Here is a 20,132-nt window from a genome sequence, read left to right on the forward strand (position 1 = left end):
GCCATCTTTCAGGGATGGTCACTAGCCCAGGAGGGATTTATGTGTACTTAGTAGCCTTGGCAAGGAGAGGAACCGGACGCTAGTTAAACCTCTCCTTGAGTTGGCGAAGCCTGCCCAAAGGGCTTAGGAGAGGTGCCGCAGGCGGTGAGGTCGGATCGAATGTAAAACTCCACCTCTGAAGCTAGATGAGGTTTAAGAGCGGCGGATGTTTAAGCAGCACCATTCTTTGCGCCGCCAGAGGGTCGCCACGACCCAGCCATGCTGCTCCAACGTATCCGCCACCAGCTTCGACTGCTCTAGCAAAATGCCGCTGAGAATGCCCCAGCTCTGGGGATGGGAGATTTCGCTGAGCTGCGGAATCAGATCGACAATCACCTCCGCCAAAATATTGCAGAGAATGCCGTCAACGGGCTTCTCCAGGGTCTCCATCAGGGTATCTAAGCTGCCCAGCTGCACGTCCAACTGCGCCGACGTCAGCCCATTGAGGACGGCATTTTCCCGCGTGGCCCGCACCGCCAGGGGGTCTACATCAACGGCGTAGGCGTGCTTTGCCCCGAGCAGCAGCGCCGCCGTGGAAAGAATGCCAGAGCCGCAGCCAATATCCGCCACCGTCGCGTCTTGGGCGTCAGCGTCGATGCGCATTTCCAGCGATTCCAGACAGAGCTGCGTGGTGGGGTGGGTGCCCGTGCCAAACGCCGCCCCCGGATCCAGTTGCAGGATCAGGCGATCGCTGCCCTCCGGCTTGTCCATCCAGGCGGGATTGATGAGAAAGCGATCGCCCACTTCCTGCGGCGACCAGTGATCCTTCCAGCTTTTCGACCAGTCCTCTTCGTCAATTAGCCGCCAGGTCGTTTGCGGAATCGCCAGCTGCGAACAAATGGCATCCTGCTTAATGCGCAAGGCCACCGCCGCCACATCCAATAGCTCAAACTCTTCTTGGGGAAAATACGCCTGAATCTGCCGCACATGAGTTCGACGTTGGCTGGCGGTGCCGCGCCCCCCAAAGGTTTCAAACCGCCAAAAGACGGTATCTTCCAGAGCGGGGTCGCACAAGACCTGAACTTCCCACCAACTATTGACCAGAGTCATGAATTCTCTCTCGCGTGCAGCGCCGATGCGATTTAAAGGCTCACCGTGTAGGCATCCCGAATGCCGGGCACCTTCGTAATCTCATCTAAGATACCCTCTGGCAGGGGATCATCGATACTCAGCACCATCACCGCATCGCCCCGCACAATCTTGCGGCCCACCTGCATACTGGCAATATTCACATTGAAACTGCCCAACAGGGAGCCAATTTTGCCGATGATGCCCGGCATGTCGCGGTGCAGGGTAAACAGCATGTGCTTGGTCGGCGGCACGTTGATCGGGAACTCGTCGATATCCGTGACGCGAATCTCGCTGCCCCCCAGCAGCACCCCACTGACCGAGTGCTCGCCCAGCGACCCTACGGCGGTCAGCCGTAGGGAACTGGTATAGCCCTTCACGTCCGTATCGCGGGTTTCGATGACGTGGATGCCTCGCTCTTTGGCTTCAATGTTGGCATTCACATAGTTCACCCGCTCTTGCAGCGCGTGGGACAGTAGACCCTTCAGCGCGGCAATGACCACGGGCTGGCTATCTTTTTGCGCCAATTCGCCCTGCATTTGCACATTCAACGACTCGATGCGGCCCCCCGCGAGTTGGCCGACCAGATTGCCCAGGGTTTCCGCCAGTTGCAGATAGGGGCGCATCTGCTCCATCACGTCGGCCCGCAAACCGGGGATATTCACGGCAGATTTGGCGGGCAGTCCCAGCAGCACATCACGAATTTGCTCCGCCACATCGGTCGCCACATTGATTTGGGCTTCTTCCGTCGAAGCGCCGAGGTGGGGGGTCAAAATGGCTTTGCGGTCGAGCGATCGCAGGGGGGAATCGGCTCCCAGGGGCTCCTCCGCGTAGACATCCAACGCGGCTCCCGCAATCACATCTTTGCTCAGGGCATCGGCCAACGCCACCTCGTCAATGATGCCGCCCCGCGCACAGTTGATAATGCGAGCGGTCGGCTTCATGGAGGCTAGCGTCTTCGCGTTGATCAGATTTGTCGTTTCGGGGGTTTTGGGCAGGTGCAGGGTGATGTAGTCGGCTTCGCGGAACAGCAAGTCCAGATCGACCAACCGACAGCCCAACTTTTCCGCCCGATCGGCCGAGATAAAGGGGTCGTAGGCCAGCAGCTTCATCCCCAAAGCGCGGCCCACAGTCGCCACATGGGAACCAATTTTGCCCAAGCCCACGACGCCGAGGGTTTTCTTGTAAACTTCGACCCCAGTAAAAGCCTTACGATTCCAGTCGCCCGCTTTGACGGATTGATCCGCGACGGGGATGTAGCGCGACAATGACAGCATCATCGCCAGGGCATGTTCAGCGGCGGCGATCGTGTTGCCTTCGGGCGAGTTCACCACGACAATGCCGCGCCGGGTGGCGGCGGGCACATCGACGTTATCGACGCCCACCCCAGCGCGGCCAATGATTTTGAGGTTTTGCCCCGCTTCAATCACGGCTTGGGTGACTTTGGTGCCCGAACGAATCATTAGCGCATCGTAGTCCCCGATAATGTTGGCGAGTTCTTCGGGGGAAAGCTTGGTCTGAACGTCAACTTGGGCGACTTGCGACAGGATGTCGATGCCAGCCTGATCGATGGGGTCAGATACTAAAACCTTGGGCATGGTGAGTCAGAGATAAGAGGTGCCTGCGCGTCGAAAATTGCTGTCTGTGGCGGGAACCATCAGCCGCCCCGAACGGGGCTCCAGCAAATTTCCAGATGTCATTTTACTCCATGACTGCGGCCCCCACACGTCGAATCTAGGCCACATCGAAGGTTTCAAACAGCTTAATCAGCACTACGTTCGAGAACAGAAAGCCCTCGGGATCGGTGAACCTGAACCCGCCTGATCGCTCCTCGTCGTCCGCAATCCAGCCTTGTCGACGATAGGGGCGCAAACATTCTTCTAACTGCGCCACCCGGCTCTCCCCAAATTCTTCTACCAAATCTTTTAAGGAAATGCCTGCCGCTAAGCGCAGGCCCATCATCAGTCGATCCAGCCAGCGATCGCCCAGCGTCACCGGCTCCCCGTCTAACTTGCCATCGGCCATCTCATAGGTTTGCAGCCAGTCGGCATACTCATGGGTCGTGCGGGGCCGCTGCCAGCGCTGACCTTGGGTATAGCTGGCGGCCCCCATGCCAAAGCCATAGAAGGGGCGATTTTCCCAATAGACGCGGTTGTGCTGGCACTGATAACCGGGTTTCGCATAATTGGAAATTTCGTAATGGTCGTAGCCCGCCTGAGTCAGCACGGCTTGGGCCAGGCGATACATGGTCGCCGTCTGGTCATCGGTCGGCAGGGGCGATTCCCCAGCGGTGTAGCGCCGATGAAAGACGGTGTTGGGTTCCACTGTCAGGTCATAGATAGAGAGGTGTTGGGGCTGGTGGGCGATCGCCGTCTCCAGCGCGATTTTCCAATGCTCGACGGTCTGGTGGGGCAGGCCCGAAATCAGATCCAGACTCCACACGGGAATGTCGGCAGCGTGCAAATCCTCAATGGCCTGTTGTACGTCCGCCAGCCGATGGGTGCGACCACACGCCTCTAACTGCTTATTGGTAAAGGATTGGACGCCCAGACTGACCCGGTTGATCCCCAGTTGTCGCAGTGCCATGAGAGCCGCCCGGTCAAAGGTGCCGGGGTCCATTTCCATCGAGATTTCGGCGATCGCCTCAAGACCAAAGCGATCGCTCAAGGCCGTTAAAATCTGCTCCACCTGCGCCACCGCCAGCAGCGACGGTGTGCCCCCGCCGAAAAATACTGTCCGCAACGGTGCTCCCAGCGCGGGCGTCACCTGAATTTCCCGACAGAGAGCATCCACATAGGACTGCATACGCGGCGAGGTTTCGCCCCGCGCGCGATCGCCCGCCACCGCAATGGGAAAGTCGCAGTAAAAACACCGCCGCCGACAAAAGGGAATGTGGACGTAGGCCGATCGCGGCGCAGCCAGCCCTGAATGGGGCAACACGATATCAGAGCGATTCTGTAGGGGAGGACTGGACGGCATCCAAAACCACGAATAGACAGGCCATCTTTGATGGTATCGTTTCCTTTTTGGTCGGGACAGATGGAGCGGGACAGGGATGGCATCTGTTTCCCCCCCATATCCTATAGGGGCGAGGCATTCTCGAAATTACATTTTGGTGATCCCGAACCGTTGCTTCGAGAATGCCTCGCCCCTACGCAACCATTCACCCATGCCCCTAATTATCTGCCCTGGCATTCATGATGTGGCGTTGAGCGATCGCTTCCTCACCGCCCTGAACCAGCAACTGACCACCCTTGGCAGCACGCTACACATTGCCGAAGATCAGGTCTTCCCCAGAGATCGCGACGCCCCTTTCAATGGCCTGGCCGTCTGGTCGTTTTTGCAAACGGCGGCGAAGTCGAACGAACCGCTGTTGCTGATTGGGTTTAGTGCCGGGGTGGTGGGGGCGATCGCGGCGGCACAGCTCTGGCAAGGGCAAGGTCGCACCGTTGCCGCGCTGATTGCGGTGGATGGGTGGGGTGTCCCTCAAGTAGGCGATTTCCCCCTGCATCGAGTCAGTCACGACTATTTCACCCACTGGAGTTCTGCCGTGCTGGGGGCGGGGGCTGACAGTTTCTATGCCGATCCGCCCGTGGATCATCTGGATTTGTGGCAATTTCCCGATCGCGCCCCCGGCTTTCGCGTGCAGTCATCAAACCGTCGCGCCCCGCTGACCGAATCGATGACGGCGATCGCCTTTATCGCCGCCAAAATTTGCCAATATGAGGGCGCGATAACCACCGACCACTGATTTTTCCATGCCTAATGCGGGGCATGATGCATCTTAAACAAGTCATGACCAACTAGCTGAACGTCCTTGCAAAGGGGGACTTCCCAACCCGTGAGTGACGCCCCCTTGCTCTAACGCGGCCTGAGCGGAGCCATACCCGCAAGGTTATTGCCCAGAGGCATGGCAGCGGGGGATCCGACCAGTACGCTCAACCGATACGTGCCCAACGCCAACGACCGGGATGCTATTTTCAAGCAACTCCCTGATCGTCTGACGCCCTAATGAACCTGCAATAGGCGGTTGAGCACTAAGCGGCAAGGGGAAATCTGCGGCAATTTTGCGCCGTCACGCTGCAAATGTCGCATGACTCTCTAGAATTGGAATGCCCTAGGCGCGTGAGCGTGACTTGTGAATGCGATCGCCCATAGGCCAACCCCCAAGACACTAGAATTGCCCCAAGGTGTCAACGGTACGAGTGAGGAGGTGCTTTTGTGAATATTGCCGAACTGTTTGCCCGTGGCGGCTTAGCCATGTGGCCACTACTGTTTTTGTCGGTTCTGTCACTGGGCACCATCATTGACCGAATCTGGTTTTGGTCGCGCATTTTGACCAAAGAGCGGGAAGTGGCGGGACGAGTTTTAGAAGCCGCCCGCCGGGAATGGTCAGCGGCGACGGACATTGCCCAACGCGCCGACAAGCTACCGATGGGCCGCTTTTTATCCGCGCCGTTGTCGTTAGAGGCTCCCGATCCTGAGGTTTTCCGGCTGGCGTTAGAAACGTCTGCCGACGAAGAACTAACGGTGATGCGGAAGGGCGAAAAAATTCTCGAAGCAGTCATCGCGCTGTCTCCCATGATTGGTCTGCTGGGTACCGTCTTCGGCTTGATCAATTCGCTCGGTTCGATCGATTTATCCGATTTAGCGAGTGATAGCACCAGCGGCACGGTACTGGGCATCGGTGAGGCCCTGATTAGCACTGCGGCAGGATTGGTGATTGCGATTGTGAGTTTGGCTTTTTATCGCTTATTTCAAGGGTTTGTCTTTGGCCAAGCCAAGGTCTTCCGGCAATCGGGGAGTGAGCTAGAGTTGCTTTATCGCCAAGCTTGGTCAGTCAAGCAGCGGTCAACAGCGGTTCCTGCGACCCCATCGACGGAGGTGCCTCAGTCCGATGAAAATTAATTTCCTCGATGTTCCTAACGAAGATGTGCGGATTGAAATCATTCCGCTCATTGACATCATCTTTTGTATTCTGACGTTCTTTATCCTCGCGGCGGTGGGGCTGACCCGTCAGCAGGCGATCGATCTCGATTTGCCCAGTGCCAATACGGGCAATCCTTTGCCCCCCCAAGGCATTGGGTCAGAGGCTTTGTTGCGAGAACGGCTGTATGTCAGTGTGGATGCGATCGGTCAGGTCTACCTTGACCAGCAGCCAGTCACTTTAAATCTGTTATATGACGTGCTGTTGCAGCATCAACAGGTGTCACCCGAGGGGCTAATCGTTTTGTACGCCTCACGGGATGCCCGGTATGAAGATGTGATTCAGGTACTGGATTTGCTGCGTGAGGTGGGGGGCGATCGCGTGGCGTTGGCCACCCTGCCGGGCGAATCGATCGAATCGCCAGCCGCCGGCTTGGAATCGCCGCTACCGGGGCAAACGTTACCTCAAGATGACGAGTTGCTCAATCCCAGTCCCTTTCCCTCCGGCATTGAGCCGTTGAATCCGGGGTTGGAAGATCCGGCGCTCCAAGATCGGTTGCCGCAAGTGCCGACGGATGATTTAGAAACAATCCCCAGCGACCCTTCTGCTGCGCCCGATGAGGCGGAATAACTCACGAGCCAGCGGCGGCGATCGCTTAGGGAACTGCAATTAAAAAAAGTACCCGTTTAATCCGGTTTCGACTTCGCTCAGCCTGCCAGTATCGAGAGTTGAGCGGAGTCGAAACTCTCTCCATCGAGATCTTTTTTGCGCGCCAGTCCCTTACCCGGCGATCGCCAATTCTGGCTCTGACGCAGCGGTAAAATTCATCCTCAAGATCATAAGGTGGCATCCTGACCCGATCGCGATCGCCACGATTAGCGGCGATCGCTGACGGCCCTGTGCATACACGGACTGATTCACCAGCTTTAGCCCTGGCTTAACCTTGTCTCCACAGGGCGAAGTAGTCTTGGGCACAAGTAGGGGAGCCGCAATGTTGCCTTGACGGATGCCCAACGACGCGATCGCTCCATGGTCGAGCTTTCCCCTGCGGATATTCCAAGATTTCTTCACCCTGACGGCGACCCTCTCTATGAAGGAGAGATAAAGTCAGCCCAATTGTTATCAGTCACAGAAAAAGTCTACGTGATTACACGAAGGCTTAAGGCTAGCATTACCGTCCCTTTACTTTCGTCTGAGAAGGTTACTGGTGAACACAATGAGACTGCGTCGGATTCTTCCTTCCCTTGCCAACCTGGCGGGTTGTCTGTGGCTGGTCAAAGACTGGGAGGCCTGAAGGCTGTCTAGGGTGAATGAACGCAGTGCATGCTGCTGGCATCGTTACTCAGGCGGTCAGCGAGTCTGCGTAGTTTCTTCGTAGCGTCGATTTTGGTTCGTTAAACGTACAGGGGTCGGTGCCAGCTCAGTCGCTGGCCCACCTTGTCGTGCTGTCTAATTTTCAAGCCTAAGAGGGATTTATGGACGACTTTACGCTCGAACTGCTACACATCGCCGACCAGGAGGCCGGTGCCCTGGCGGTGCAAGATGCCCCCCGCCTATCAGCCATTTTGAATGCCTTGGCAGCCCAAGATTTGGGTAACGATGGGGTGGCTGACAACACATTGCGGTTATCTTCTGGGGATGCCATCATCCCCGGCCTGTTTTACGATGCCTCGGCGGCGGCCTTTGGCTCGGCGGGGATTGCTGACATCCAAATCCAAAACGAGTTGGGCTTGCAAGCCATCGCCCTGGGTAACCACGAATTCGACTTTGGCACCGCTGAACTAGCCGGTCTGATCGATGGCTCAGCTGCGGGCTCCATCCTGGGTGGAGATTTTGTCGGCGCGGCGTTTCCTTACCTCTCCACTAACTTAGATTTCTCCACGGATGCTAACCTAGCGCCGCTGGAAGTTGAGGGGGGTCAGGCTCCTCAAGCCAACACCGTTACCTCCTCCGTGGTGATTGATGTCAACGGCGAAAATATCGGTATTGTGGGAGCTACGACCCCCACGCTGGCGAGCATTTCCAGCCCTGGCGACGTGGGCATCTCGCCGGCCCCGTTTGATGCCAACCCCACCGCCGCGCAACTGGATGCGCTGGCAGCTGAGATTCAGGCCGAAGTGGATGCTTTGCTAGCGGCTAACCCCGGTCTGAACAAGGTCGTGCTGCTCTCCCACATGCAGCAGCTCAGCATCGAATTGGCTTTGGCGGAGCGGCTGGAGAATGTTGATATCATCGTGGGTGGTGGTTCCAACACTCGCCTGACCGACGCCGACGATCTCCTCCGTGACGGTGACACCAAGCAAGGTGACTATCCCCAGTTTGTGGTTAACGCTGGCGGCACTCAAACGGCTGTTGTCAATACCGACGGTAGCTACAAGTATGTGGGTCGATTGGTCATTGACTTTGATGCCGATGGCAACATCATCCCCGAAAGTTATGACGCGAGCGTTTCCGGGGCTTATGCGACGGATGCGCAAGGGGTCACCGACCTGGGGGCTGAAGGGCTGATTGATCCGGAGATTCAGCAAATTGTGGATGCGATCGAAGCCCAAATCATCGCGACTGAGGGCAACGTCTTTGGGACGGCTGATGTCTTTCTCAACGGCAACCGCTCTGGGACTGACGCCGCCGATGATCCGGACGGGGTGCGGACGCAAGAAACCAACTTGGGTAACTTGACGGCTGACGCTAATTTGGCGATCGCTCAAGCAGCTGACCCCACGGTGGTGATTTCGCTCAAGAACGGTGGCGGCATCCGGGCTTCCATTGGTCAGACTATTGTGCCTCCGGGGGGTTCCGAAGCCGTGCGGAGTCCCAATGAGGAAGTCTTAGACAGCGATGGCAACCTCGTAAAGCCGGAAGGTGGCATCAGCCAAAACGACATCCAGACGACTCTGGCTTTCAACAACGACCTGACCCTGCTGACTGTGACAAAAGCCGAAATCGTCGGTCTGTTGGAGCATGGCGTGAGTGCGTTGCCTGATGTGGCGGGTGCCTTCCCCCAAATCTCTGGCGTCAAGTTCTCCTACGACCCTGACTTAGCGGCAGGCGATCGCATCCTCAGTGCTGGCGTCTTTGATGAAGACGACAACCTGGTTGCGGAGCTGGTGCGCGATGGCGAAATCGTCGGGGATGCGGGTGAAGAGTTCCGCATCGTCACGCTGGGCTTCCTGGCTGCGCCTCGTTTCGACGATGACGGTAACTTCGTCGGCGGTGGCGATGGCTATCCTTTCCCCAACCTCAATGATCCAGAGGTGGCAGCTCGGGCAAATGCCATTTCTCTAGAGCAGGCAGGGGTGCAGACTGGCGACGCCACCTTCGCCGACGACGGTACTGAGCAGGATGCTCTAGCTGAGTACCTCCTCGACAACTTCCTCAACACCCCGTTTGCGCAATTGGATACGGGCCGTGATTTGGATGAGCGCATTCAAAACTTGAACTTCCGGGCCGATAGCATCTTCGGTGATAGCGATAACGGTAGCGAGGAGCCGACGGAGCCGATGGTGGGTCTGAGCCTGCTGGGCACCTTTGCCACTGGCGTGTTTGACGAAGGGGCGGCGGAGATTAACGCATTTGACCCGACCAGCGATCGCCTATTTGTCGTCAACTCCAATGCCGTGACCATCGACATTCTCGATGTCAGCGACCCCAGCGCTCCTACGCTGATCAACCAGATTGACGCCACCCAGTTTGGGGCCGGAGCCAACAGCGTTGCCGTGAAAAACGGCATTGTCGCTGTCGCCATTGAAAATGAGGTGGTCACCGATCCCGGCAAGGTGGTCTTCTTCGATGCCGACGGCAACTTCTTGAATGAAGTGGAAGTGGGCGCACTACCCGACATGGTGACCTTTACGCCCGATGGCACCCAGGTATTGGTCGCGAACGAAGGCGAACCCGACGATGGGGTTAACCCCGAAGGTTCTGTCAGCATCATCGATATTTCCGGTGGTGTCGCTAGCGCCACGGTTGACACTGCTGACTTCAAAGCCTTCGACGGTCAAGAAGCTGCCCTGAGAGCTGAGGGTGTGCGCATCTTCCCCGGCATTGATTTCTCTAAAGATGCCGAGCCTGAGTACATCACGGTTTCGCCCGATGGCACGCAAGCCTTCGTCAGCCTGCAAGAAAATAATGCCTTTGCGGTAATCGACCTGGCGACGAAGCAAGTCACCGATGTGGTCGGTCTCGGTTACAAAGACCACAGCTTGGCAGGCAACGGCATCGATGCCAGCGATCGCGACGACGCCATTAACATCCAAAACTACCCTGTCTTTGGTATGTACATGCCCGATGCGATCGCTAGCTACGCAGTCGGCGGCATCACCTACGTGGTCACCGCTAACGAAGGCGACGCCCGCGACGAAGATGCACGGGTTAAAGACCTTGTGCTTGATCCGGTCGCGTTCCTCAATGCGGCGGAACTGCAAGCAGATGAAGTCCTGGGACGGCTGGAAGTGTCCACCATCGATGGCGACACCGATGGCGACGGCGACTACGACGAGCTCTACGCTTACGGTTCTCGCTCCTTCACCATCTTTGATACGGCAGGCAACGTCATCTTCGACAGCGGCGACGATTTTGAGCAGATCACCGCGAGCCTGTTCCCCGAGTTCTTCAACTCCACCAACGACGAAAACGGCTCGTTCGACAGCCGCAGCGACGCCAAAGGGCCTGAGCCTGAAGGCGTGGTCATCGGCGAAGTTAACGGCAGCACCTACGCCTTTGTGGGCTTAGAGCGGGTTGGCGGCATCATGGTGTACGACATTACGGATCCAGGCAACTCGGCATTCGTGCAGTACATCAATAATCGTGACTTCACCGTTGATGCGGAACTCGCAGCTGGTGTTAGTAATCCAGCGGCAGGCGACCTCGGCCCCGAAGGCTTAACCTTCATCTCGGCTGAAGATAGCCCCACGGGAGCAGCGTTGTTGGCAGTTTCTAGCGAAGTCAGCGGCACCACGAGCCTCTTCGAGTTCAACCCGCCTGAAAAGCCTGTTGATCCGGTTGATCCGGTGGCCGAAATCCTCGACCTGACGGGCATTGATGGCAACATCACCGCTAACGTCAGCCTCATGCGGGAAGCGGCATTTGACAACCTGCTGCAGTTCTACGTCACGGATGCCCAAGGCGCAGTGGACGGCATCAACCCCGGTGAAGCGGGCTATGAAGATGCCGTACGGCAGAATCTGTTGTCTATGCCGCAGCTCTTTGTTGACAATCTGGCCTCGAAGAATACGAGCATCACGCTAGAGGGTGATTTCTACTACGCTCCGGCGTTGATCATCGATGGCGACCTGCATAATCTGGCCACCATTGGCGATGCCGCTATGGGCATGACCATGATTAAGCGCGAGGGCAATGTGTGGACCTTTGAAGACTGGATTGATGCAGACTTCAATGACCTGGAGTTTGCCATCAATTCGGTTGACGTGGTGGCATAGTCGCCCCAAGCACGTCATCATCACAGCGCCCAGGCGATCGCATTCAATCGGTTGGTAGCCTGGGCGTGATTCCACCTGACCGGGGGAGAAAGTTGCGGCTGCTCCTGAGGTCAGAGTGATCAATCTTGCCTTTCCTATCGTTTTTCACAGCGGTGCCCACGAACTAAGCTACGGTATTCACGGCAAAGATCAACTGATTGCGATATGGACAGAGTTCACCTGATCATCCAAGGTATTGTGCAAGGCGTGGGCTTTCGGTATCACACCCAAAATGAGGCGGTGCGGTTGGGGGTGACCGGCTACGTTAAAAACCTGCCGGATGACACCGTCGAGATTGTGGCGGAAGGGCCGTCTCCGGCCATCGCTCAACTGCTGGATTGGGCGAAGCAAGGCCCCCCGGCAGCGCAAGTCAAGCAGGTGGATATCACCTATGGCAGCGCTAATGGGGAGTTCGGCAGCTTTACGATCGCCCGATAGACCGGTGGAGTTGAGAGTATGTTGGCGAAGCCTGCCCAGCAGGCTTGGGTTGTTGGATAGTTAGGTAAAGTGCCCAGGTGAGGGGACTAAGAGTAGTCCAAAGAAATAATCGTCCCTCGTCATGCCAGATGTTTCGACTCCGCTGCGCTGCACTCAACATGACCGGTTATGTCATTCCGACCAACGGGAGGAATCCCGGTTGGATAACTTTTTACTTGGAACACTCTAAGCAATGGGGATTGAATAAGTTGGCACAGTCGTCTCGGCTGTTTATTGGCAGTCACGGCTTCAGAGTTGCCCCTGGATAGGGGGCGGTCACTTTGACGGGGTTGCCGGTTTGGGCGGCGGCCTCAGCGGCGGCGGCGACCTGCAAAGCATACAGGCTTTCCTGCGGGGTGACGTAGAGGGGCGTGCCGTCAATCAGGGCATCGAGTACGGCGGTAGTGTCGCGGGCAAAGAGTCCTCGGCGCGATTCCAGTTCAAGCGGCGTTGCTTCCTCAGCGGACAATAACGTACCTTGGTCGCCATCGAACACGATCGCCCCGCGATCGCCCTCTACTTCCATCCAGCGCTGTGATCGCCAGGTAGCTTCTCCCTTGGCATACAGCACCTCCGCCAGCACCCCACTGTGAAATTGGAGCTGGGCCAGACAGCGCAGCTGACGATAGTAACTGCCATGGCCCGAGGCGGCTGGCTGCATCTGCATCTGACAGGCAACTGACGCCACCGCGCCAAATAAATTCGTTAATCGATGGAGGCGAGAGAGCGCCCCCGCCAAGGGAAAGCCAAATAGTTCGGCATTGTATGTCCACTTTTCGGGGGCGGGCCGCTGGGGCACCGCCGTGCAGTAGCGCACGTAGTGCGGCGTGCCAATTTTGGGCAAGTGCGCCAGCATCGTCTGATGCAAACCGCCCAGTAACTCAATGTGCTCGATGTGTAGCAATCGCTGGCGTTGGGCGGCCAACTCAATCAAGGCGGCGGCCTCTGCCGCGGCGATCGCTAAGGGATACTCCACCACGACAAACTTGTCAGCCTCTAAGGCCGCTTGGGCGACAGCGCTATGGTCGCGGTTGACGTTGCAGACAAACACCCCATCCAGGTCAGGTTGCTGCACCAATGTTTGCCAATTGTCGAAAACTTGGGGGATGTCGTGGGCTGCCGCAAAGGTACGGGTGTTGCCAGGGTGGTGCCCGGTGACCGCCAGCACGGCGGCGCGAGGGTCTGCCGCGATCGCCATCGCCCGCGCTTTAGCCGCAAACCCAGTGCCCACGATGCCGACCCGCAGCGATCGCCCAAGATTGGTGAATAATCCTAACGTCAAGCGACTGTTCTCCCCTGTAATTGCTGCCAGACATTCCCGATTCTAAAGTGTTGTGGGAGACAGTGCAGCTTGACAATCAGAGAGAATTACCCCTGAGAAGAAAGAGGCTTAATTGACACCCTAGAGTGACAGGTAAAGATATAAGCTAAAATTATAGGACGCTTAATTATTGATAAAAACTATCGCAAGATTCCCCTAGCAATCATCTTTGCAATGTTGATTGCATGTCCTCTAAAGGACTGCTACAGAAGGATTACAGGGAATCGGATGCGGTGTATTGATAAGACGAAAAGGAGAAAGTTGCCCTTTCGATTACGAATCCCATTCAATCGTAAGGAGGATTTTTCCCACAGGATACAGGTTTTCCCTTAGTATCAATCATGAAGGCAAACTTAAATTAACTGAGTTCTGCAAAATCTTAATGATGCGGTTCGTATTGAATGGGTTTGCTTTTGCAACAGTTCCCAATTTTTGTTGAGAGGATTGCAATATGGCATCTTACAAAGTGACTTTGGTCAGCGAAGCCGAAGGCTTGAACACTACAATCGAAGTGGCTGACGACGAATATATTCTCGACGCCGCTGAAGAACAGGGCATTGACCTGCCCTATTCCTGCCGTGCTGGTGCTTGCTCCACTTGTGCAGGCAAGCTTACCGCTGGTGGCGTTGACCAGTCTGATCAGTCCTTCTTGGATGATGACCAGATTGAGTCCGGCTTCGTTTTGACTTGCGTGGCTTACCCCACGTCTGATTGCACTATCGAAACCCATAAGGAAGAAGACCTTTACTAAGAGTCTGCTATTCCTTTCGATGGCAACATTTAAGAGCGAGGAGCTACGGCTGCTCGCTTTTTGTATGTCTAAAAGTATGACTCTAGCCCCTCTATTGCTGAAGGGTTAAACCGATGCGGCAAGGTTGCTGGTGCGCCGCCGCTGGGCGTCGTTTAGGGCTAGCGGACAGGATGTTGGCCATAAAACGGCAACACGCTCGACCAGTCAGGGCGATCGCCCATGTGCCACTGGTGTTGGGCTAATGACAGGACTCCTTCGACGGTGGGGGCCAATCCCCCTTCCGCCGCGATGAGCTGGTAAGGCGTCGGCCAGTGATTCAGCTTGGCTTCCCAGTCCGCTTCAGAGTAAAGGGCTTCGGGCAGCTCCGGGGCCACCACGGGGGGCTGGGCTTGATAAATTGCGCCAAAGATTTCGCCGCGCTGGGCTCGGAGAGACACCGCAATCGGATCAAGCTGTTCGGGGGCTAGGGTTGCGGTGAGTTGGTGGTATTGGGCGATCGCGGCTAAACTCGACACCCCAAACAGCGGAATCTGCAACTGCTGGGCTAACGTGCGCGCCACGACGACACCAATGCGCGTGCCCGTGAAACCGCCTGGCCCCTTGGCGACCGCAATATACGCGACCTCCGACCAGGCATAGGGAGACAAGAACTCGATCAGGCATTCATGCAGATAAGCAGTTAAGTCGCGACCCAAGGGCCAAACCTGCGATCGCTGCGTGCCCTGCGCCAAATCTCGACAGGCCAGCCCCAATTCTGGACTGCTGGTGTGAATGGCTAACCCAATCATGCGTCCGAACGCACCGTACCGTCGGGCATGATCGTATCTTTCAGGGTGGCTCCTTCCAGCACCGCCCCTTCCAGATCCGCATCCTGAAAATTTGTCCCCGTGAGATCGGCCCCGCTGAAATTCACCTTGTTCAACTGAGCGGCGGTCAGGGAGGCACCAGTGAGATTGCTGCCCAACAAATTTGCTTCCTGCAAGTTGGCACTGGCAAAGTTGGCTTGGCTTAAATCAGCGCGGTTCAGGCGAGCGCCCTTCAGGTTAGTGTCTGCCAGGTTGGCCTCGGTTAACACCGCACTCAACAGTCGGGCATCTTCCAGATTGGCCTCACTCAAGTTGGCGTGGGCGAGTTTCGTTCGCTGGAGTTCGGCTCGTTTCAGATTCGCGCCGGTCAGGTTCGCGCCGGAAAGATCGGCCCGGCTCAGTTCCACCCCAATTAAGCTTGCTTTGCTGAGATCACATTCGCTCAGATTTACATTCGACAGGTCAGAACGGTTGAGATTGACCCCCGACATCATGGCTTTGCTCAGGGTCGTCTCCGCCAGGTCGGCCCCCAGGAGGTTGGCCCCGGTCAGAGTCGCCCCGGTTAAATCGGCTTTGTTCACATCGGCCCCGCTCAGGTCTGCACCGGAGAGATTCGCCCCCGACAAATTGGTGGAGGAGAGCGTCGCGCCAATGAAATTGACCCGCGACAGGTCAGCGCCCGTCAGGTTGGCCCCCGTCAGCACGGCATTACTCAAGTTAGCCCGACTCAGGTCAATCGGCTCAGTCGAGGCTGACTCGCGCCACTGGTTCCAGCCGTCTACGCCTGCGCGCAGCTTGGCAAGTTGTGCTTCATTTGCCATGTTGCGGTTTTGACCTCCCTTAATATGTGCGCTACGACGTGATTCAGTACAAACTAAATCGGTCGGTCTATCGGAACCTCGCGATCCAGTGCGGTTTCCCGGCTTCATAACGTCCACGATCGCAGCAACCAGCACCCGGTTTCAGCGTCCATCATGACATAATTCATCGCGGAGTCAGTCACGATTCTGGAACTCCCCAGCCACCCATCAGCGCCCTGGGATGATGGCCCAGCGGTTTTGCGGTCAGACGGGCCAGGCCCACTGAGTGAGGTGCCCCGTGGCGGTGAGGCAGCAAAAGCCGCGATCGCCTGCTGTTGGTTGCGTCGTAGCTGACAGCGCCACGATCGCCCCATTCAAAGTGACCGCTTGCCGGATCTCGGCAGTCTCCATCTCGGCGTCCTTCCCCCGTCCGTTGCTAGCCCACAGCTGCAATTGCCCATCTTGACTGCCTGCCACGACCCACGGCTCAGTGGTGTGGGAAAGGAGCGATCGCACGGGCAAGTAAAAGCCCGCCGCCTTCGCGATGTTGAACGTGCCGCCAGTCTGGGGACACCGCCAGCGCAGCGTCACATCCCACCCCGCCGTCACCAGCACTTCATCGCCGGGCAACCAGGCGATCGTCGTAATTGCCCCCGGTTGCTGGCTCAGGGTTCGCAAGTGAGTCTGGGTCGACCAATCCCACAGTTTGAGACTGCCTTGACTGTCGCCGCTGGCAAGGGTTTTGCCGTCATGGCTAAAGGCGAGGCTGTTAACTTTGGCCGCGTGGTCGCGCCACATCCCCTGCCAGGTTTGTCGCGGCCAATGCCACACATGAATGCGCCCCAACGCATCCGCGACTAAGAGCCCATCGCCAGCGGGACTGAATACCAGGTGGGCGATCGCCTCATCCAGCGTGGCCAGGGGGCTGGCCTGCCAGCGATCGCCCTGCAACTCCCAGCACCATAGTTGCCCTTGGCGATCGCCACTCACCCAGATCGGCTGCTGGGGATGAGCGGCGATCGCCGTAATATTCTGCGGTCTGGGTTGGAATGGCAAACCTGGCGCGGTGGACTGGGCCAGCGATCGCACCTCCAGGCTGCCATCTGTCGTTAGCCATGCCAGCTGTTGAGCCGCTGAGATGATCGCCACGTCCTGACTGGAGCACCGTAACTCGGCAGTCGTCGTGGCCGTCCAGCCCAGCGGCGTTGCCTGCCGGGGGGCAACGGGATCGGGCGGCGCTGGCACCGTCATTCCTAGACTCGCCATGGCGGTGAGCACATCGGGTAGGCGATCGCGCAACACCGGCTGCACCATGTGATCAATCAACGTCGCCAAGCTAGGGGCCACATCGGGCACAATACTGCGCCACTGCCAGCAGCCGTTGACGCCGTCAAACAGGTCAAAAGGTTGCAGCCCCGTCAACAAATGTAGACACACCACCCCCAGGCTATACAAATCGCTAGCGTAGGTGGCCTCACCCCGCAGTTGCTCCGGCGCGGCATAGTCGGCACTGCCGATCAGCGTACCGGGCTGGGCCATTGCGGTCGCCGTCACGGGCTTGATCGCGCCAAAATCCACCAGCCACCAATCCGACTGGCCCGGCGGTTGCCGAAAGTTGCTGGGTTTAATGTCGCGGTGAATCAGGCGATTTTGATGCAAATGGTGCAAAATCGGCAGCACATTGCGCAAAAAGGCACGCACCTCGTCGCTGTCAAATGGCCCCATCTTTTCCTGTAATTGCTGCTCTAAATGCGGCCCGACGAGAAACTGCTGCACCAAAAATTGCTGCTCGCCCCGCTCGAAATAGGCGAACAAATCAGGAATTTGCGGGTGGCGGCTCGCGATCGCCAACTGCTCTACTTCGCGCCGCCAGCGTTCCGCCGCTGCGGCTTTAGCCAAGACGGTTGCACCCTTGGGAGTGAACTGTTTGATCAAACACTGCGCCCCGACCAACGTGGCGCGATCTCGCCCCACAAAGGTGTGACTATTGCGGCCCTCGCCCACGCTGTACACTGCCTCGTAGCGATCGCCCAATTGCAGCCGCCACCCACAGCTTTGACAAAACCGATGGCGTTTCGGGTTTTTTGGCCCGGCACACTGGGGATTCAGGCAGTAAATCATTTGAACCGCCAGCGCATCCATAGAGGCAAATGATCCGACGCCTGGCCCGCCGTCACCACCACCTCCGCCTCCAGCAGTTCCAGCCGCTCCGGGGTGTAGAAAATGTAGTCCAGCTTGAACGCTGGCGCATCAGCGGGATACGTTGCCTGGGCGGCATCGCCCAACTGCGCGACGGGCACCACCGACTCAAAGCTAGGGGAATCGAGCACCGTCTGGATCGATCGCGGTGTACCCTCCGCCTCGCGATTCAACGCACTGTTAAAGTCCCCCAGCAAAATCACCGGATATTCAGTGGCATACTCCTCTGCCAGCGCCAGCACAAATTCGGTTTGCGCCTGCCGAGTGGGGCGATCGAACGCCTCCAAGTGCAAATTGATCACCACCACCGGCTGCCCATTGATCTCGATTTGGGCCACTTGCGCTAGCCGATCCAAATACAGCGCCGTGTAATAAAACGGCTGACTGGCGACTTTTTCCAGCACAATGCGCTCATGTTCCACAATCGGCCAATGGCTGAGAATCGCCTGCCCCGACAGCATTTGCCCAAAGTGGACGGCGGGCGGCCAATAGGGAAACGGCACGTAGCGCTTATCCCAGTTAATGGCGATCGCCCGTTGCGGATAGGCCAACGCATCGCCCAACGCCGCCACCTGATCCACCTGATAAGACCGGCGCGAATCCAGGTCGATTTCCTGTAGGGCCACAAGGTCAGGTTTCAAAGGGGCGAGGGCGGCGATCGCCGTAGCTAGATTCGCCTCATACAGACTGGCCTCGGGTCGCACCGCTTGATTATTGGTCAGCCCTGACAAATAGCCGATGTTATACGACACCACCGAAAACTCATCGGCTGCCGTTCTGAGGGGATAGGCCTCCTGCCGCACGATCTGGGCATACTCGGACTCAGACCAGCGTCCCCCACTGGCCCACGCAAAAAATAGCGCGAGGGCCGCCAGGCCACCGCCGAGCAAAATCACTAATCCCCAGACCATCCCTGTGAGTCGATTCATGGCGCTCCTGATCCACCGTTTAGCGCCACCGTGAGACGCTCACCACAAGCGGCAGTCCGCCGCCGAACTTTGATATTCTGACACCTGCATCTTTCTAACCCGCCATGTCGATCAAAAACCTTATCTTTTACGGCTTCCTCATTTTCATCCCGATTTCCTTCACCGCTCATTTTCTCGGCTGGGGCGAACTCGTGGTCTTCATCACCGCCGGGTTAGCTATCCTCCCCTTGGCCGGTTGGATGGGCACCTCAACGGAAGAAATCGCTGTGGTTTTAGGCCCCTCGTGGGGGGGCTTGCTCAACGCCACCTTTGGCAACGCCACCGAGCTGATCATTGCCCTGATTGCGCTCAATGAAGGACTGGTCAGCGTGGTGAAATCCAGCATCGTTGGGTCGATTATTAGCAACCTGTTGCTAGTCCTGGGCCTTTCCATGCTGCTGGGGGGGATCAAATATAAAGAGCAAGACTTTCAGCCAGTCATGGCCCGCGTCAACGCCTCCGCCATGAACCTCGCCGTGATCGCCATCCTCTTGCCCACCGCCGTCGGCTTTACCTCCACCACCGTGCCGGAACTAACCCTGCAAAAATTGTCGGATGCGGTAGCGGTGATCCTGATTGCCGTCTATGGGCTGACGCTGCTGTTTTCCATGAAGACCCACACCTATCTTTACGACGTGGGAACCGCTGAATATGCGGCGCTCCCCGACGAAGCCGCGTCCAGTCCCCCAACCGCTTCAGACCATGATGCTTCAGACCATGACGCTTCAGACCATGACGCTTCAGACCACGCCGAGCATACCCCCAACCTGAAAATCTGGATTCCGGTGTTGGTCGGTGCCACTCTCATCGTGGCGGTGGAGTCAGAGCTGCTGGTCAATACCCTCGAAGCCGCCACCGAGCAGTTGGGGCTGTCATCGCTATTTACCGGGGTGATTTTGCTGCCCATCATTGGTAATGCGGCTGAACATGCCACCGCGGTCACTGTGGCGATGAAAAATAAGATGGAACTTGCGGTCTCAGTGGCGGTGGGTTCCAGTATGCAAATCGCCCTGTTTGTCGCGCCGATTTTGGTGTTGGCGGGTTGGCTCCTCGACGAGCCCATGGATCTGAATTTCGATGCGTTGGAATTGGTCGCGGTGGCAGTCGCCGTTCTGATTACCAACTCCATCAGCTCTGATGGCCGTTCCAACTGGCTCGAAGGGACTTTGCTCCTGGCGACCTATGCGATTCTCGGCTTTGCCTTCTACTTCCACCCCAGCATCGCTTAGCTAGTCGGGGCGATCTGCGGCAGGGGCTAAAGCGCCCCATTTTTTAACTGAAATCGGGGTTTCTGAGATC

The 20,132-nt window shown here is 57.4% G+C and carries 15 protein-coding genes and 1 pseudogene; 7 read left to right on the forward strand and 9 right to left on the reverse strand.

Going from position 1 to position 20,132, the window contains the following annotated elements; genetic code table 11:
* Positions 1–192: 192 nt before the first annotated feature.
* The 3 genes from prmA to hemW form a co-directional block, all read right to left on the reverse strand.
* Positions 193–1,083 carry a 50S ribosomal protein L11 methyltransferase gene (prmA, locus tag JUK32_RS27075; RefSeq protein WP_204142029.1) on the reverse strand — a complete coding sequence of 297 codons (891 nt, stop codon included), beginning with the start codon at positions 1,081–1,083 and terminating at the stop codon, positions 193–195.
* Between the two features lie 38 nt (positions 1,084–1,121).
* Positions 1,122–2,705 carry a phosphoglycerate dehydrogenase gene (gene serA, locus JUK32_RS27080; RefSeq protein ID WP_204142007.1) on the reverse strand — a complete coding sequence of 528 codons (1,584 nt, stop codon included), beginning with the start codon at positions 2,703–2,705 and terminating at the stop codon, positions 1,122–1,124.
* 136 nt (positions 2,706–2,841) lie between these two features.
* Complete coding sequence (gene hemW / locus JUK32_RS27085; RefSeq protein ID WP_204142008.1) at positions 2,842–4,086, reverse strand: radical SAM family heme chaperone HemW; 1,245 nt, start codon at positions 4,084–4,086, stop codon at positions 2,842–2,844.
* 190 nt (positions 4,087–4,276) lie between these two features.
* On the opposite strand from hemW, the gene JUK32_RS27090 reads away from it, so the two are divergent.
* The 3 genes from JUK32_RS27090 (at position 4,277) to JUK32_RS27100 (ending at position 6,664) form a co-directional block, all read left to right on the forward strand.
* Positions 4,277–4,858, forward strand: coding sequence for a hypothetical protein (locus JUK32_RS27090; RefSeq protein WP_204142009.1), 582 nt, complete (start codon positions 4,277–4,279; stop codon positions 4,856–4,858).
* A gap of 470 nt (positions 4,859–5,328) precedes the next feature.
* Positions 5,329–6,015 carry a MotA/TolQ/ExbB proton channel family protein gene (locus JUK32_RS27095; RefSeq protein WP_204142010.1) on the forward strand — a complete coding sequence of 229 codons (687 nt, stop codon included), beginning with the start codon at positions 5,329–5,331 and terminating at the stop codon, positions 6,013–6,015.
* Entirely contained in the window at positions 6,005–6,664 is a 660-nt protein-coding gene (locus JUK32_RS27100) for a biopolymer transporter ExbD (RefSeq protein ID WP_204142011.1), read from the forward strand. The genes JUK32_RS27095 and JUK32_RS27100 overlap by 11 nt, the downstream gene beginning before the upstream one ends.
* Positions 6,665–6,814: 150 nt before the next feature.
* Here the strand turns inward: JUK32_RS27100 and JUK32_RS27105 are convergent, their stop codons facing one another.
* A complete protein-coding gene (locus JUK32_RS27105) occupies positions 6,815–7,105 on the reverse strand; it encodes a hypothetical protein (RefSeq protein WP_204142012.1) in 291 nt (96 codons plus the stop codon).
* A gap of 407 nt (positions 7,106–7,512) precedes the next feature.
* Between JUK32_RS27105 and JUK32_RS27110 the strand changes: the two are divergent.
* A pseudogene (locus JUK32_RS27110) lies at positions 7,513–11,472 on the forward strand (choice-of-anchor I family protein); the annotation flags it as partial.
* A gap of 204 nt (positions 11,473–11,676) precedes the next feature.
* The gene (yccX, locus tag JUK32_RS27115; protein ID WP_204142014.1) at positions 11,677–11,949 is read left to right on the forward strand and encodes an acylphosphatase; all 273 of its coding nucleotides are present in this window, start codon (positions 11,677–11,679) and stop codon (positions 11,947–11,949) included.
* 280 nt (positions 11,950–12,229) lie between these two features.
* Here yccX and JUK32_RS27120 read toward each other — a convergent pair whose 3' ends face one another.
* Positions 12,230–13,270 carry a Gfo/Idh/MocA family protein gene (locus JUK32_RS27120; RefSeq protein ID WP_204142015.1) on the reverse strand — a complete coding sequence of 347 codons (1,041 nt, stop codon included), beginning with the start codon at positions 13,268–13,270 and terminating at the stop codon, positions 12,230–12,232.
* Between the two features lie 490 nt (positions 13,271–13,760).
* Here JUK32_RS27120 and JUK32_RS27125 point away from each other — a divergent pair, with 490 nt between their 5' ends.
* A complete protein-coding gene (locus tag JUK32_RS27125) occupies positions 13,761–14,060 on the forward strand; it encodes a ferredoxin (protein WP_204142016.1) in 300 nt (99 codons plus the stop codon).
* Between the two features lie 158 nt (positions 14,061–14,218).
* On the opposite strand, the gene tsaB is transcribed toward JUK32_RS27125, so the two are convergent.
* The 4 genes from tsaB to JUK32_RS27145 all read right to left on the reverse strand — a co-directional run bounded on the left by tsaB (position 14,219) and on the right by JUK32_RS27145 (position 18,794).
* Entirely contained in the window at positions 14,219–14,848 is a 630-nt protein-coding gene (gene tsaB / locus JUK32_RS27130) for a tRNA (adenosine(37)-N6)-threonylcarbamoyltransferase complex dimerization subunit type 1 TsaB (protein WP_204142017.1), read from the reverse strand.
* Positions 14,845–15,687: a pentapeptide repeat-containing protein gene (locus JUK32_RS27135; RefSeq protein ID WP_204142018.1), complete on the reverse strand. Its 843-nt coding sequence runs from the start codon at positions 15,685–15,687 to the stop codon at positions 14,845–14,847. The genes tsaB and JUK32_RS27135 overlap by 4 nt, the downstream gene beginning before the upstream one ends.
* A 243-nt stretch (positions 15,688–15,930) precedes the next feature.
* Positions 15,931–17,787, reverse strand: a complete 1,857-nt coding sequence (locus tag JUK32_RS27140; protein WP_204142019.1) for a serine/threonine-protein kinase — start codon at positions 17,785–17,787, stop codon at positions 15,931–15,933.
* Positions 17,784–18,794 (reverse strand): endonuclease/exonuclease/phosphatase family protein, encoded by a 1,011-nt coding sequence (locus JUK32_RS27145; RefSeq protein WP_239113161.1) that lies wholly within the window; start codon positions 18,792–18,794, stop codon positions 17,784–17,786. Before JUK32_RS27145 ends, JUK32_RS27140 begins: the two co-directional genes overlap by 4 nt.
* Positions 18,795–18,898: 104 nt before the next feature.
* Between JUK32_RS27145 and cax the strand changes: the two genes are divergently transcribed.
* Entirely contained in the window at positions 18,899–20,062 is a 1,164-nt protein-coding gene (cax, locus tag JUK32_RS27150) for a calcium/proton exchanger (RefSeq protein WP_204142020.1), read from the forward strand.
* Positions 20,063–20,132 lie beyond the last annotated feature (70 nt).

Source organism: Halomicronema sp. CCY15110, assembly GCF_016888165.1.
GTDB lineage: Bacteria > Cyanobacteriota > Cyanobacteriia > Phormidesmidales > Phormidesmidaceae > Halomicronema.